This is a genomic window from Pseudomonas sp. MWU13-2105 (assembly GCF_023242315.1).
GTDB lineage: Bacteria > Pseudomonadota > Gammaproteobacteria > Pseudomonadales > Pseudomonadaceae > Aquipseudomonas.
The window spans coordinates 74,092-88,655 of the sequence record NZ_JALLIY010000023.1 but is presented as its reverse complement, the minus strand read 5'-3'; the positions used below and the strand labels follow the sequence as shown (position 1 = coordinate 88,655).

General features: G+C 62.6%; 13 protein-coding genes. 1 reads left to right on the top strand and 12 read right to left on the bottom strand.

Annotated features, from left to right (window positions below):
- Positions 1-2 precede the first annotated feature (2 nt).
- On the bottom strand, positions 3-1,625 hold the full coding sequence (groL, locus tag M5B96_RS28225; RefSeq protein WP_248800210.1) for a chaperonin GroEL: 1,623 nt from the start codon (positions 1,623-1,625) through the stop codon (positions 3-5).
- Between the two features lie 333 nt (positions 1,626-1,958).
- Between groL and M5B96_RS28220 the strand changes: the two genes are divergently transcribed.
- The gene (locus M5B96_RS28220; RefSeq protein ID WP_248800209.1) at positions 1,959-2,456 is read left to right on the top strand and encodes a BCAM0308 family protein; all 498 of its coding nucleotides are present in this window, start codon (positions 1,959-1,961) and stop codon (positions 2,454-2,456) included.
- A gap of 47 nt (positions 2,457-2,503) precedes the next feature.
- Here the strand turns inward: M5B96_RS28220 and M5B96_RS28215 are convergent, their stop codons facing one another.
- The 11 genes from M5B96_RS28215 to M5B96_RS28165 form a co-directional block, all read right to left on the bottom strand.
- Positions 2,504-3,535 (bottom strand): lysylphosphatidylglycerol synthase transmembrane domain-containing protein, encoded by a 1,032-nt coding sequence (locus tag M5B96_RS28215; RefSeq protein WP_248800208.1) that lies wholly within the window; start codon positions 3,533-3,535, stop codon positions 2,504-2,506.
- Between the two features lie 70 nt (positions 3,536-3,605).
- Complete coding sequence (locus tag M5B96_RS28210; RefSeq protein ID WP_248800207.1) at positions 3,606-4,676, bottom strand: ABC transporter ATP-binding protein; 1,071 nt, start codon at positions 4,674-4,676, stop codon at positions 3,606-3,608.
- Positions 4,677-4,684: 8 nt separating this feature from the next.
- Positions 4,685-6,265 (bottom strand): ABC transporter permease, encoded by a 1,581-nt coding sequence (locus tag M5B96_RS28205; protein ID WP_248800206.1) that lies wholly within the window; start codon positions 6,263-6,265, stop codon positions 4,685-4,687.
- A complete protein-coding gene (locus M5B96_RS28200) occupies positions 6,266-7,291 on the bottom strand; it encodes an iron ABC transporter substrate-binding protein (protein WP_248800205.1) in 1,026 nt (341 codons plus the stop codon).
- A 78-nt stretch (positions 7,292-7,369) separates the two neighbouring features.
- A complete protein-coding gene (gene efeB, locus M5B96_RS28195; protein ID WP_248800204.1) occupies positions 7,370-8,662 on the bottom strand; it encodes an iron uptake transporter deferrochelatase/peroxidase subunit in 1,293 nt (430 codons plus the stop codon).
- Entirely contained in the window at positions 8,659-9,798 is a 1,140-nt protein-coding gene (locus tag M5B96_RS28190; RefSeq protein WP_248800203.1) for a hypothetical protein, read from the bottom strand. The genes efeB and M5B96_RS28190 overlap by 4 nt, the downstream gene beginning before the upstream one ends.
- Before the next feature lie 110 nt (positions 9,799-9,908).
- Positions 9,909-11,393: a carbohydrate porin gene (locus M5B96_RS28185; protein WP_248800202.1), complete on the bottom strand. Its 1,485-nt coding sequence runs from the start codon at positions 11,391-11,393 to the stop codon at positions 9,909-9,911.
- 238 nt (positions 11,394-11,631) lie between these two features.
- Positions 11,632-12,141, bottom strand: a complete 510-nt coding sequence (locus tag M5B96_RS28180; RefSeq protein ID WP_248800201.1) for a TlpA disulfide reductase family protein — start codon at positions 12,139-12,141, stop codon at positions 11,632-11,634.
- A 16-nt stretch (positions 12,142-12,157) separates the two neighbouring features.
- Complete coding sequence (locus tag M5B96_RS28175; RefSeq protein ID WP_248800200.1) at positions 12,158-13,183, bottom strand: TonB-dependent receptor; 1,026 nt, start codon at positions 13,181-13,183, stop codon at positions 12,158-12,160.
- A gap of 85 nt (positions 13,184-13,268) precedes the next feature.
- On the bottom strand, positions 13,269-13,622 hold the full coding sequence (locus M5B96_RS28170; RefSeq protein WP_248800199.1) for a DUF2946 domain-containing protein: 354 nt from the start codon (positions 13,620-13,622) through the stop codon (positions 13,269-13,271).
- Between the two features lie 177 nt (positions 13,623-13,799).
- On the bottom strand, positions 13,800-14,561 hold the full coding sequence (locus tag M5B96_RS28165) for a 1,6-dihydroxycyclohexa-2,4-diene-1-carboxylate dehydrogenase (protein ID WP_248800198.1): 762 nt from the start codon (positions 14,559-14,561) through the stop codon (positions 13,800-13,802).
- Positions 14,562-14,564: the final 3 nt, after the last annotated feature.

Genomic DNA, 14,564 nt, shown 5'->3' with positions numbered 1-14,564 from the left:
CCTCAGGCGATCGCGCCTGGTGGTTCGTATCCAGGAGGTTCCTTTTCCGGAATATCAGTCATGGTCGCCTCGGTCAGCAGCAGGATACTGGCAACCGAAACAGCATTTTCAAGGGCGATCCGCACCACCTTGGTCGGATCGATGATGCCGGCTTCGTACATATCCACATAATCATTGGCGGAGGCATCGAAACCGATGTTTCCGGGCTCCGCGAGCATCCGCGCCACCACGACCCCGGCGTCTACCGCCGAGTTTTCAGCAATGGTCCGGGCCGGCGCTTCAAGAGCCCGACGCAGAATCTGCAGGCCGGTCCTGACGTCGCCCTCATGCCGCGTCTCCTCGGCGGCGAGAATCGGCACGGCCTTGAGCAGGGCCAGGCCGCCCCCCGGAACAACACCTTCGGCGATCGCCGCCCGGGTCGCGGAGATGGCATCATCGAGCGCATCCTTGCGCGCCTTCATCTCGGCTTCGGAAGGCGCGCCGACGCGGATCACCGCGACACCGCCCGAGAGCCTGGCCAGGCGCTCCTGGAGCTTTTCACGATCATAATCGCTGGTGGTCGTGTCCATTTGCGCACGAATCTGTTGCACACGCGCCTCGATAGCCTCACGTGTCCCTGTGCCGCCGATCAGCGCGGTGCTGTCTTTTTGCACTACAACCCGATGCGCCCGCCCCAACTGGCTCAGTTCCACCTGTTCGAGGCTGATACCCAGCTCATTGGAAACCACGGTTGCGCCGGTCAGAACGGCAATATCCTGGAGCATGTCCTTGCGCCGATCACCAAAGCCCGGGGCCTTGATCGCCACCGCCCGCAGCACGCCACGGATCTGGTTGACCACCAGTGTGGTCAGTGCCTCGCCCTCGATATCGTCTGCGATCAGCACCAGCGGTTGGCCGCTCTTTGCAATCAGCTCAAGCAACGGCAACAGGTCCTTGAGCACAGCGATCTTATGGTCACAGAGCAGCAGATAGGCATCATCGAGCTCGACCTGCATCTTTTCGGTGTCCGTCACGAAATAGGGCGAGACATAACCGCGATCCAGGCGCATCCCTTCCATCACCTCAACCACTGTTTCGGTGGTCTTGGACTCCTCGACACTGACGACACCTTCAATGCCGACCTTCTCCAGGGCGTCCGCGACCAACTGACCGATAACAGCATCGTTATGAGCCGACAGTGTGGCAACCTGGGCTTTTTCCTTGGGCGTGCTGACCGGGTGCGATTGAGCGACCAGCGATTGCATGACCAGGGACAGCCCCAGGTCCATGCCGCGTTTCAGGTCGATTGCACTGGCACCGGCGACGACATTGCGGATGCCGTCGGCGAGGATGGCATGGGCCAGTACCGTCGAGCTGCTGGTGCCATCCCCGACCGCTTCGCCTGTACGTTCCGCCGCCTGGCGCAGCATCTGCGCGCCCAGGTTCTCCTCCGGGTCCAGCAGGTCGATGCGTTTGGCGATCGTCACACCGTCATTGCAGACGGTCGGATTGCCCCATTTGTTCTGAATCAGCACCGATTTCGATTTCGGTCCAAGGGTCACCCGGACAGCGTCCGCCAACTGTGTTGCCCCGCTCAGGATCTTCTCGCGAGCCGCGGCACGAAACATGACTTTACTGTGGGCCATCAGGTTGCTCCCCATGGTTGGTTCTACAACAACCGTGCCCTTTCAGCTTCTATCAAACGACGGGTACAACGTTGACTTAGATCAACAAAGGCCTAACGTCGCGCAGTCCTCGGGCAGCGTACTCGAACATGCGCACGGAACCATCCAGCCTCCGGATGAACGACCCGCGGCGCTTGCTCTTCAATTGATAAAAATCAACCTGCACGAGCAAAAACCGAGTCCAAATAAAGTCTTGAAATCCACCGGGCTTTAAGCGAGCGGAATGGGTGGGGTTTCGATTTGAAGTCACCGCTACGCGTGAAATCCTTATCCATCTCGTGCGAGGAAAAGACCATGGACAAATACCAGGACAGTCAGAAAAACCAACTGTTCAAAGCGCCAACCCACGATCCCTATTGCTTGCAGCGAGTCGAAGGCACGGCCCTGTGCCCGCAGTGTGGCGCGCTCTATCAAGCCGGCAACTGGACCTGGCACACCCCTGAAAACACGGTGATTGCCGACGCGAAAACAGTGACCTGCCCAGCCTGTCGACGCACCGAGGACAACATGCCGGCGGGTACGCTGACCCTGTCCGGCAGTTTCCTGCTTGGGCATCGAGACGAAATCGTCCATCTGATCGAACATACCGAAAAAAAGGAAAACGCCGAGCATGCCCTGGAACGCATCATGAAACTGAGCGACTCAGAAGGTACCTTGGTGGTGACCACCACCGGCATTCATCTGGCCAACCGTCTGGGCCATGCGCTGAAAGATGCCTTCAAGGGGCACACCGATTATCACTATGGCGATAACGAATATCGCTTGAACGTCAACTGGTCACGCGACGAGTAGAACCTGGCACGGTTGTACCCGCTGGCGAGTACAACCGCGTGCCCCCATCAGCCCCTGTCGGCGCCATGCCATTCGCGATGTGCCAGCCACAGGCCAGGCAGCATGGGTAGCCAGAAGGTCAGGCCGCGAAACAGCAGCGTGGCGGAGAGTGCCACGGCGATGCTCACCCCGACCCAGTGCAAGGTCACTACCGCAGCGGCTTCGAACGCCCCCAGACCACCCGGGACGATGCCAATACTGCGTAATACACTGGCCAACATGAATCCGGCAAACAACCCCAACGGCGGTGCCGATACACCCAAGGCGCGGACCAACAGCCACAGGGTGGCGCTGTCCAGCACGATGATGGTCAATTCCAGCAAGGTGATGCGCCAAAGCAGCGCGCGACTGTGTACCAACTGCCTGTCCGCGCCGGTAAGCAAGGAAATGCTCTTGGCGACAATGGCAAAACGTTGACCCGGCACCCGAGCCGCCAGTTCGGGATTGCCGGCCAGCCTGGGGGTCACGACGGCCAGCGCCAGGCTTACCGCGACAAATACCAGGCAGGTGAGCATGACTGTCGTTGTCCCGTGGCCCTGAAACACCACCACCAGCAACGCCAGGCCGACGGTGAGCACATAGGCCAGGAAGTAGGCGGACAGATCCAACACCAGGCACGCCAGCACCACCGGTTTGGCGAAGCCAAGCCGTACGAAGGAAGCGACCACCGCAAAGGCCCCGCTGACGCCGGAGGACGGCAGGGCCTGGTCGACGAACAACTTCATCAGGCTGAGCTTGCCCGCCTCCCAGAGTGACAGGTGCTGCCCCCCGGCCTTGAGCACGACACGAAAGATCTGCCCCTGCGCCGCATAGGTCAGGGCTTGAAAACCGAAGGCCGCAACAAGCCATAGCGGTTGCGCCTGAGTCAGCAACCGCGCGAAGGATTCGACTTCAGCGAAGCGCAATGCAACGCCAATGACCGTCGCGAGCATCGCCGCCCCCAGCAGCCAGGTCAGCCACAGTGCAAAACGACTGTAATGCCGACCCTCCTCGATCGCTTGTGGGCGGGTGACTGCGGGAGTGGGCGATTCAACAGACATGCCATGCCCCTGGGCAATTCAGCGGAAGGTTTGATTCTGGGCCAGTATGGACGAGTTCGCTTGATCCATATCAATCACGAAAAACACCATAGGCCAGCACCTCGCCCTCAACGCTGATGGCCACCTCATCGCCCGGACGAGGGCATAAATGGCCGGGCAACCGCACAATCAGTGTTGTCGATACGGTCGTATCGTCCGCGAGACACAGGTGCACACAGGCATCGTGCCCGTAGTAGTCCACTTTCAGCACCCTGCCCCGCGCCCGGCCAGCCCCGCTGCCCAGGCCGTCATGCAGCGCTGCGAGCCTGATCTGCTCTGGCCGCAGCAATACCTGCGCCGGCCCGTCGGGCATTGCCACCATCAGGCGCAAAGAGCCGAGGGCGCACGCGACAGCAGTGCCATTGACGATCCCCGGCAACAGCATGGCATCGCCGACAAAACGCGCCAGTTCAGGACTCACCGGCATCCGGTACAACTGCTCGGGGCTCGCCACTTGTACCAGCTCGCCCTTCCATAACACCGCGACCTGGCTGCCCATCGACAACGCCTCGGACTGATCGTGGGTAACCAGCAAGGCGGTGGCGCCCGCGGCCGACAAGGCCTGCGCCACCGCTTGCCGGGTTTCCACGCGCAACGCGGCGTCCAGCGAGGAAAACGGCTCATCGAGCAGGACCAGGGCCGGCGCTGGCGCGAGCGCCCGAGCCAGCGCTACCCGTTGCTGCTGGCCGCCGGACAATGAATGCGGCGAGCGATTGGCGAAGTCGCCGGGCAAGCCGACCAGTTCGAGCAACTCGGCGACCCGGTGGCGGGCCTTGCGCTGCTGTCGCGACAGGCCAAAGACAATGTTCTGGGCCACCGACAGGTGCGGAAACAGCGCGCCTTCCTGCGGCACATAACCGATATGACGTTTCTCCGACGGCACATATACACCAGGGCCACTGACCTGCCGGCCATTGATCTGAATCGTCCCGGCATCCCCGCGTTCGAAACCGCAGAGCAGCCGCAACAAGGTGGTCTTGCCGCTGCCGGACGGGCCCAGGATCGCCACCAGGCTGCCGGATGCCACCGACAAATCGACGCCACGCAATACCGGGGTGTTGCCAAACGTCTTGCGCAGGCCGCGAATTTCTACATCAGCCATGTCGATCCCTATGATTGGAAGCTACCCAACACCGCCGATTTGCCGAACAACGACATCAGCAGCCAGGTGGAAAACAGTGAAATGCCGACCAGCATGGCGGCATACGGCGCGGCGGCGGCAAACGCCAGCGCCGAGGTATCGACCCAGACCTGCGTGGCCAGCGTGTGGGTGCCGATGGGCGACAGCAGCAGGGTGGCGGTCAGTTCCGTGACAATGCTGATAAATACCATCGAGGCCGCAGCGCCGATCCCCGGACCGGCCAGCGGCAGGATCACCCGCCATGCCGTTTGCCACCAACGCAGGCCCAACGAGCGGGCCGTGTCCTCGAGGCGCGGTTCGATCTGCAGCAGGGTTGCATGCACACCGACCAGGGCCAGCGGCAGGAACAGGATCGAATAGGTCAGGATCAGCAACGCCGCGCTCTGGTAAAGCGGCTGGATGAAGCGGATCGAGATCGAAATCACCGCCAGGGCGATGACAATGCCCGGGACGCCCTGCCCCAGGTAGGCGATACGCTCCAGCAAGGTGCTGATACGGCCCGGAAAACGCGCCAACAAAAACCCCAGCGGCAACGCGAGCAAAGTGGTGAGTAGCGCCCCGGCCAGGCCAAAGCCCAGGGATGCGCAGGTCGTGCTGATCAATTGCTCCGCCGAAAACTCGACCGGCGTCACGGCGGCTTCACTGTGCTGCAGCAGCCAGTAACCGATCATGCCCAGGGGAACGCCCAGGGTCGTCACGGTCAAACCGGCAAACCCGGTGCATACCAGCCACTTTGCCCGGCCCAGTTCGTAGCGGGTGGCCGATCGGCGTGTGCCACGGTCGAGCCGGTCATAACGGCTGAGGCCGCGTACCTTGAACTCTGCCACCAGGCAGATCAGGCACAGCAACACCAGCACGCTGGCGAGCAAGGCCGCACCGGCACCGTCGAAACTGGCACGATATTCAGCGTAGATCTCGGTGGTAAAGGTCCGGAAACGCAACAGCGCGAACGCGCCAAACTCGGACAGCACGCTGAGGGCGACCAACAGCACCCCGCCCAGCAAGGCTGGTTTCAGCTGTGGCAGCACCACACGAAAGAAGCAACGCCACGGGCCGAGTCCGAGGGAACGGGCGGTTTCCTCCAACGCCGGGTCCATGCCCCTGAGCGCGGCCGAGACCGGCAGGTAAACCAGCGGATAGTAGGCAGTGGTGACCACCAGCAAGGCACCGGAGAAATCCTGCAGCGACAGGCTCAAGGAGACCCACGCATAGCTGGTGATGAAGGGCGGCATGGCCAGCGGCACCGCCGCGAGCACGGCCCAGGCACTTCGGCCCGGCAGATAGGTGCGTTCGACGAACCAGGCCACTGCCGTACCGATCAGGGCCGAGGCGAGCGTGGCCGCCCCGACGATCAGCAAGGTATTGACCGCCAGTTCCCCGACAATGGGTCGGAACAACAATTCGGCCGCGTCATCGTAGCTGAAGCTCGCGGCCTGCTTGAATGTGAAGGCCAGTGGCGCCAGCACCAGCAGCGCCACGACGACACAGACCAGCAAAAGTCCGAACGGCGTGTGCCGTTCGGACTTGACCGCAATGGTCGGCTTGGCCATTTACAGCAGGCCGGCCTGGCGCAGCAACTTGACCGCGTGGCTATCGTCACCCAGGGTCTTCATATCCAACGCAGGTGGCGAAAGCTGGCTGAGCGGCATCAGCAGCGGGTCCGCAGCCACGCCTGCACGCAGGGGATACTCGTAGGTCACCTTGTTGCCGGCCAGCAATTGCTGGGCACCTTCGCTGGTCAGATAGGCGACAAACCTGTTCGCTGCTTCCTGGTTGCGCGTGGTCTTCAGGACCGCGACGCCCGACACGTTGACCAGCGCCCCGACATCACCGTTGGCAAAGTGATAAAGCGCACTGTGGGTCCCTTTGTCGCCCACTTCGGTGTGCAGGCGCGCCCAGTAGTAGCTGTTGAGCAGACCGACGGCAACGCCGCCACGGTTGACGGCAGCGGTGACGCCTTCGTCATCGTTGAAAATCTGTGAGTTAGTGCGCAGGCCCTTGAGCCACTGCAAGGTGCCGGCCTCGCCCTTGACCGCCAGCATCGCGCTGACCAGGGGCAGGAAATCGGCATCGGCGGGAGCGATGGCCACCTTGCCTTTCCAGGCCGGTTCGGCCAGGTCGAGCAACGAGGCCGGCAATTCAGCCGCGCTGACCAGCTTGGTGTTGTAGGCCAGTACGTTCTCACGGGCCAACACACCGACCCAAGCGCCGCTCGGCGAGCTGTAACGCGCCGGGATAGTCGACAGGGTCGCGGGCTGTACGGGGGCCAGCAGGCCCTTCTCCTCCAGCAACATCAGTTCGGGAGAGTTTTCAGTGAAGTACACATCGGCGGGCGAGGCACTGCCTTCGGCCAGCAACTGCGCCGCCAGTTCCGGCCCCTCACCGGTGCGCACTTTGACCGAGATGCCGGTCTGCTTTTCGAAATCCTTGACCAGTTGATTGACGGTCTGCTCGTGCTGCGCACTGTACAGGGTCAGCGAGGCGGCCTGAGAGACACCACAGGTCAGCATCGCCGCTGCCAGGCAAGCGAATTGGAAAGCGCGCGGCAACCTGTTGTTGAAAACCTTGAAAGACATTCGGAATACTCCCAATACAGCGATGATTACAGGCAAAGGAGCGCATCCCGATAGAGGCTGCGCCCTGCTCGGCAGCGCTTAGCCGTCGAGCCCTTCGAACAATCCGGCACCGATGAACGAACCCTCGCGGGCACCCGGTGGGCAGGCAAAGATCGCGCTCCCCACATGGGTGGTGAACTGGTTCATGATGTCCTGGGTGGCCAGTTTCTTGTTGATCTTGATAAAGCCGCTGCGCGGGTCGCGCTGGTAAGCCACGAAGAACAACCCGGCATCGAGCATCATGCCCTGGCGCCATGGTGGCCAACGCTCTGCGTAAAAACCCACGCCGTCGTTGTAGGAGTAGGCGCGACGCAGGATCTGCGCGCCGTCGTTTTCGGCGGCGGCGGACAGCCGTGCATGGGCGTTGTCCGGGATGACCGGGTTGCCTTCCTTGTCCTGGGCCCCAAGATCCAGCGGGTCGGACTCGTGGGCCTTGCCCAGCGGCGCGCCGCTGGCCTTGTCACGGCCCACCACTTCTTCCTGGAAGCCCAGTTCCGTCCTGTCCCAGTGCTCCAGCGCGATACGGATGCGCCGCACCACGACATAGGAGCCGGCCTTCATCCAGCCGCCTTCATCGCCGACCCAGACCACCTGGTCCATCATCTGGCCGTCGCGAGTGGACGGATTGTTGGTGCCGTCCTTGAAGCCCATCAGGTTACGCGTAGTGCCACCGCCAGCCGGAGGGCTGGTAAAGCCGGACTGCATCCACTTGATCAGAGCCACGCCATCCGCCAGGGCGAGCAGTTCGCGCAGCGCATGGAAGGCCACCTGCGGATCATCGGCACAGACCTGGATGCTCAGGTCGCCACCGCACTTCTCGGCCACCAATTGGTCACCGTTGAATTTCGGCAGATCGACCAGCGCTTCCGGGCGCCGCGATGCCAGGCCATAACGATCCTTGCCGTCGCTCATGAACAAGCCCGGGCCAAAGCCAAAGGTCACGGTCAGGCGAGACGCCCGGAGCCCCTCGGTCGAACCTCCGTCCAGCGGCGCGGCATCCTTGGGTACCGCCAGCGGCTGTGCGGTCTCGCCACGGCTCATGCGGTTGGCGGCAACGGTCCAGCGCTTGAGCAGCGCGATCACATCCGCCCGCTGGGTGGCTTCCAGGTCGAACGCGGCAAACAGCGAGTGGGTCTGCTGCGCCGTGACGATGCCGCCCTGGTGCACGCCATAGAATGGCTCCACCGCGGACAGCGCCCGTGGCTTCGCCAGGCGCTCGGCGGCGGCCACGCCACCGCTGCCGATCACGCCCGCGGCAACCGCCAGGCTGCTGGCCGCACCGAGGAAACGACGCCGGGACAGGCCGGGAACGTTTTCGTCGTGGCGGCTCATTTGGCCAGTACCAACATGTTCACATCGTCTTCGACGTAGTAGAAACCGTCACCGCCGGGGGTGATGACCAGGCCAAAGAGATCGCCGTTGCCAGGTGGGACCTGAGCCTTGTTGGCATCGATCCACTGGGCAAAGAGTTGCTTGCCGGTTTGCGGGTCGATCTCCACGACCTTGCCGTTCAAGCCGTTGGTGGTCAGCAGATGGCCATTGGGTGCGGTGGTCAGTGCCAGCGGACGCAGCAACATTCCATCCTTGGTCAGCGTACGGCCGACACCGGCGCTGGTGGTCCGGGTGCTGGCATCCCAGATTTCGCTGATGCGGTTGGCGAGCGTATCGGAGACGTACAGTTTGTCGTCCTTGCCCATCGCCAGGCCGGTCGGCCCAACCAGGAACACACCTTTGTCCGCCTGGGCGCTGAAGCCGCTGCCGACCACGGTCTGGTTGGTGATCACCGGAGGCTTGCCTTGTGGGATGGACAGGTCCAGGCGCAGTACCGTCGACTGGATCACCACCGGTGGCGTGCCTTTGGCGCTGCCGATACCAAAGCCGGCATTGCTGACGAACAAGGTCGCGGTGGAGCCATTGTCGATCACCGCCATGTTGCCCCACGGGTCATTGATATTCGGCCCGGACCAGACATCGACGACCTTGCCGTTCGGGTCGAGCACCACCAGGCAACCGGCGCCCTTGGTGTCGGTGGTCCCGTCATTGCTCGGGGTGCTGCCGACGATCACCCAGCCACTCTTGAGCATGGTCATCGCGGTGCTGAGGCCTACGCCACCCGGGCACTGCGGCAAGTCATGGGGTAATTGGGCAAACAGCGACAGCTGCTTGGTGGTCGGGTTGTAATCGACAATGGTCGTGCCGACACCCTGCAGGTTGGCGGCGTTGTTGAAGTTGTCGACCAGCACGTCATCCTTCTGGATTTTCCCGGCGGACACCGGTGCCACGGCAATGGCGTAGGGGTTCTGGTCGCCATTGTCCGGGACTGTGGACGTCAGGGTCTGGTGCTTGTGGATGTTCGGCAAAAAGCCCTGGGTGTCGTCCGCGTGGACCGGCAGGACGATGTTGAAGGTCAATAGCGTGGCCAGGGCCAAAAGGCCTTTGCCCAGGCGCGGCAGGCTCGAATACGTCATGCAATACTCCTGATTTCTCGAAGTCGGCAGGCCCTGTCAGGCAGGGCCGCAGTCAAACAAAGCGGATCGGTGCGCTTGGGCGGATGCAAAGCGCCCGGCCAGCGCCCGACCTAGAGAGTGATGTTGGTGCGCAAGCCCCAGACCAGCGTGTCGCCCATTCGCAGCGTCGGATCGTTGGGGTTCTGCCCTGCTCCCGGATTGAGCGTGTACTGAATGTCCGGCTGCAGTTGCAGCCAGGGGGTCAGCTGATACTGGTAGGTCGCTTCAAGAAAAGTCTCGCCATTGCGCACGCGGTTGCCACTGTCCAGATCCAGGCCCGCGGCGCCGCTGCCGACCTTGACGTAGCCCAGCCCGAGGCTGACCGTATCGGCATCGCGGCCTTCGAAAGGCGCGGCGAGGGTCACACCGGCGTTGGCGCTGAAGCTGATCAGGTTGCGATCGCCCGGTGCGCCCATCAGGCGGGTGAACACGCCCACCGAGCGCAGGCTGTCTGGGGCTTGGCGCCAGATCATCTGGTCAGCCACGGCGTAGACGCTGTAGTTGCCCGAGTGCTGGGTCGCGGTGCCATTGCTGTTCGGATCGGCGAGCGACAGCCCGTCGGTGCCGTAGCGCTGGTCGGCGAAGTTCTGGGTGTTGTACCAGGCGCCGAGCTTGTACGTACCCGGCAAGCCGGCGTTGGCGCTCTCCGTCTGACCCAGCGAGGCCTGGTTGACACCGTACTGCAGCTCGGCGATGTACAGCGCGCCGGTGTGCAGGTCGAAGTTGGTGCCGTGGGCGTTCTGTCGTTGCGGGTCGCCATCGTTGGTACCGGCCGGGTTACCGTCATAGACGCCCGCGAGTACGGTGATCGCATCGGTCGGATGGACCCGTACACGGATCCCGAGGGCGGACAACGGATAGGCCGGGCCACCGGCCGGCATGTCGTAGGATGGTACCGCCGGCCAGCCGAACATGGTGTTGACGAAGGTACTGGCGTACTGGCTGACCATGAACTCCTGGTCGATGCTTTGCTGGCCGACCCGGAAGTCCAGGGCCTCATCGAGGAATTTCTGCTGGTACCAGGCTTCCCAGAGACGGGTGCCGGTGTCCGCTTCGATGCCGCTGGCGGTCTGCAGGGTGCCCAGTTTGTTCGCGCTGAGGTTTTGCCCGTGAACGTTCACGGCACTGATGTTGAGGGTGCCGCCAGCCAGGCCGAAAAGCTTGAGGGTATCGAGTTTCAGCGTCATGGTAGTGAGACCGTCGTAGTCCCCGCCTCGATTCAAGCCGCCCTTGGCATTGTTCAGGTATTCGCTGGTTTCCGTCAGGCCCAGGGTCACGCCGTAAGCCGCCAGACTGGAGCGCAACCCGCCGATATCACCGAGCATGTTCTGCCGCGTCAGGAAACCGGTCCACTGGCCGGCAGGCGCCGCCTTGATCGCCAGATCCGCTTCGGGCAGGTCAGCGGGGTTGACGTCGTCGGTCGCGACAGATGGGTTGGCGGCCGGCGCAGCAGCTGCCGCACTGGCGGGATTGACCCATAACCAGGCGACAGAGCAGGCCAATGCGGTCGACAGGACAACACGCTGTGTGGATCGGTGGTACGACAGTGCGCGCATCGATGACTCCAGGAGGACTTGATCCTTGAAGCAGCGCGGCGCTCAGGCGTTCGCCGCGGGCAAAGGATCAAAATGAGAATCTAAATGAGAAACGCTCTCGAATTTGCGCGCATAGTAGTCCCGGAATTTTATTAATACAATTTGTTTCAGATGAAATTTTCCTGGTCAAAGATGAAACTTTTCCCCCTCGCTCCGGGCGGGAGCCGAGTGCCGGAGCACTCGGCGATTGCTTGCGGGGTCAGGGCGAATGCGAGGCCAGCAATGGGCTCACCAACCGATCCAGCAATGGCAGGTCGATTTTCGGGTCGCCCACGCTACCGTCCTTGCGCACTACACCGTGCCTGTCGATGACATAGGTCATCGGCATGCGCCAGATACGGCCAAATCCCTTGAACTCGGCATCCCGCTGGAAGGCGGCCGGATAGCTGTAGCGTGCCATCACCTTGCGCACCATGGCCTCGTCTTCCGGCTCATCCATGCTGATCGCAATGATCTTCAGTCCCTCGCCTTTGTGCTGCTGGTAATAGGTTTCCATGGCGGGCATTTCCTCTCGGCACGGCTCGCACCAGGAGGCCCAGAAATTCACTATCACCACTTGACCGGCGAGTTTCCGAAGATCGAAGGTTTCGCCGTTCAGCGTTTTCGCGGTCAGGTCCGGGGCATGCTCGCCCACATCAACCGCCCAGGCGGGCAGGCAGACCAGGCTGCAACAGAGCGCGAACCATGGCAGTAGCTTTTTTGCGTCCATCAGGTTTCCCTCCGGGTCAGAACGCGTATCGGGCGCCGATGGTCGCGGTATAGCGCGGAGCAAGCTGCACACCGTTGACATTCTGGTACACCGGCACCTGGACGAAGCTGTACAGCGAGGTTTTCTTGCCGACCGGCACCGTCATGCCTGGGCTGAGGTAAGCCAGGGTGCCACCGGTACTGACGGTGTCGGCATTGGCCCCGACATCGCGCTCGACATGTCGGACATTCACCTGGATCTGCGGCATGACATTGGCGTTACCCATGTAACGCAGGCCGACATTCAGATTGACGCCATCGCCAGGGCGATAGTGATCGCTTGAGTCCAGCGCCTTTTGCAGCATGGCCTGGCCGAAGTAGTCCCAGTTCTTGTTCAGCGTATCCATGTAATAGACCCCCAGGATACCGTCGGTGGTCCCGGTGCCAGGTTGCAGGCCACGATCTATTGCGACCGGGCCCGGGGCGGTCGGATCGGTCGACGCGGCGGTATCGTCGTGGGCCCCCGTGGGCAGTTTCAAGCCGAACAACAGCCCCAGGTTATGCTGCGGTGTAAAGCCCTGATAGCGGCCGATGACCTTGACGTCGCCGAGACTGGAGGTCTTCGAGCTGTACTGACCACCGCCATCACCCGGGGTGGCGCCATCCGACGCCGTGCCCAAGGTGTTGTGGCTGCGAAAGATATACGGTACCTGCAGATCCACGCCCCAGCTCGCATTGAAGCTGTAGTCCAGGCCCAGCGTCAGGTAGTCATTGCGCGTGTACTTCTCCACCTCCTGTGGGTTGCCGTTGTTGGAGACCTGGCTCGCGGCAGCCGGAGAAATGCCGTGGCTACCACTGCGCAATTGGTTCTGGTTCAGGTAGTCATAACGCAGGTCGAGTTTCAGCCCCGACGAGTTACTGATACCGAGGTTGTCCCAGTCGGAACTGAGGGTGCAGCCGCAACTGGCACAAGCCAACGCGAGGTGCGGGAATAAGGCACTGACAGCTAGAACCGCGAACGGCAATACGTTCCGACGGGTACGGGGCATTGATGGCATGACCATGGGGTTGGCATTCCTGGATTGAGTTGCAACGCATAGGGGCAAACCTCCCCGGCAGGCTGGGGAGGACTTGTCATCGCAAGGAAAATCAGGAAAAAGCCGGTGGACCGCGTGGTTCGGCGACCAGCCAGGCAGTGCCGATATAAGGTGGGTAGATCGCCGGCGCCAGCACCACGTCGACGCGGCCGGAAAGCTGCCACTGAACAAGACTGGGCGGTAGACCGATGTCGACCGCATGCACGACACACAGCAGGCAATGGCATTCGTGATATTGATCCGGCGCCGAATCATGGCTGCCGGGGGGCTGGACGTGTCCGCTCATGCCGGCCATGTTGCAGTGTTCGCCCATCGCCATCGGCTGCCCATGGGCAGCCGGCAGCCAGAGCATCACGCTCGGCAGCAATGCCGCGAGCATCGCCAGGCACATGGCAAGCTGACGCAATGAGTGGGGAACCCGGGACACAGACACTAAAGTGACGTCGCTGATTGTTATTGACCGCAAGAGTGACAAACAACGGTCAGTCGCACAACTCGCCGCCATCGATTGCGGCATTGTGCCGCAGCACGCAATGCTTCGCGGAATTGCGCATCACCGCCCGGCCCCCAGTCTGAAAGGGGCTCAGCCCAGGTCCCCCCCTCCTACCGGCAAGGTTACGCCGGTGATATAGGCGGCATCGTCGGAGGCGAGGAACAGTATCGCTCCAGCCTGTTCGTCGATGCTGCCGTAACGCTTCATCAGGCTGCTGTCCACGGTCTGCTCGACGATTTGCCGATACCAGGCCTGTTCCTCCGCGCTGGGCGCCTGGGTGTTGCGCGGGATCCGTCGCGGCGGCGCATCGGTCCCCCCCGGCGCCGTGGCGTTGACCCGGATCCCGCGGCCGGCGGTCTCGAAGGCCAGGCAGGCGGTCAGGGCGTTGACCCCGCCCTTGGCCGCGCCATAGGGCACTCGATTGACCCCGCGGGTGGCCACCGACGAGACATTGACGATCGCCCCGCCGCCCTGCTCCAGCATGTAAGGCAACACCGCATGGCAACACCACAGGGTCGGAAACAGCGAGCGGCGCACCTCGGCTTCGATCTCGTGTTCCTGGTAGTGCTCGAAAGGCTTGGCCCAGATGGTCCCGCCGACGTTGTTGACGAGGATATCGATGCGGCCGAAGCGCTCATGGGCGGCGCGCATGACGTCCATGCACGGAGCATGCTGCTCCAGATCGGCGGTCAGGCTGAGGACCCGCTCGCCGCGCAACTCGTGGATCAGTTCGGAACGATCCACGGCCACCAGCCAGGCGCCCTCCTCCAGCAAGCGTTCGGCCACCCGTCGACCGATGCCCTGGGCCGCACCGGTGACCAGCGCGACCTTGTCCTTGAAACGTGGGTTCATCAT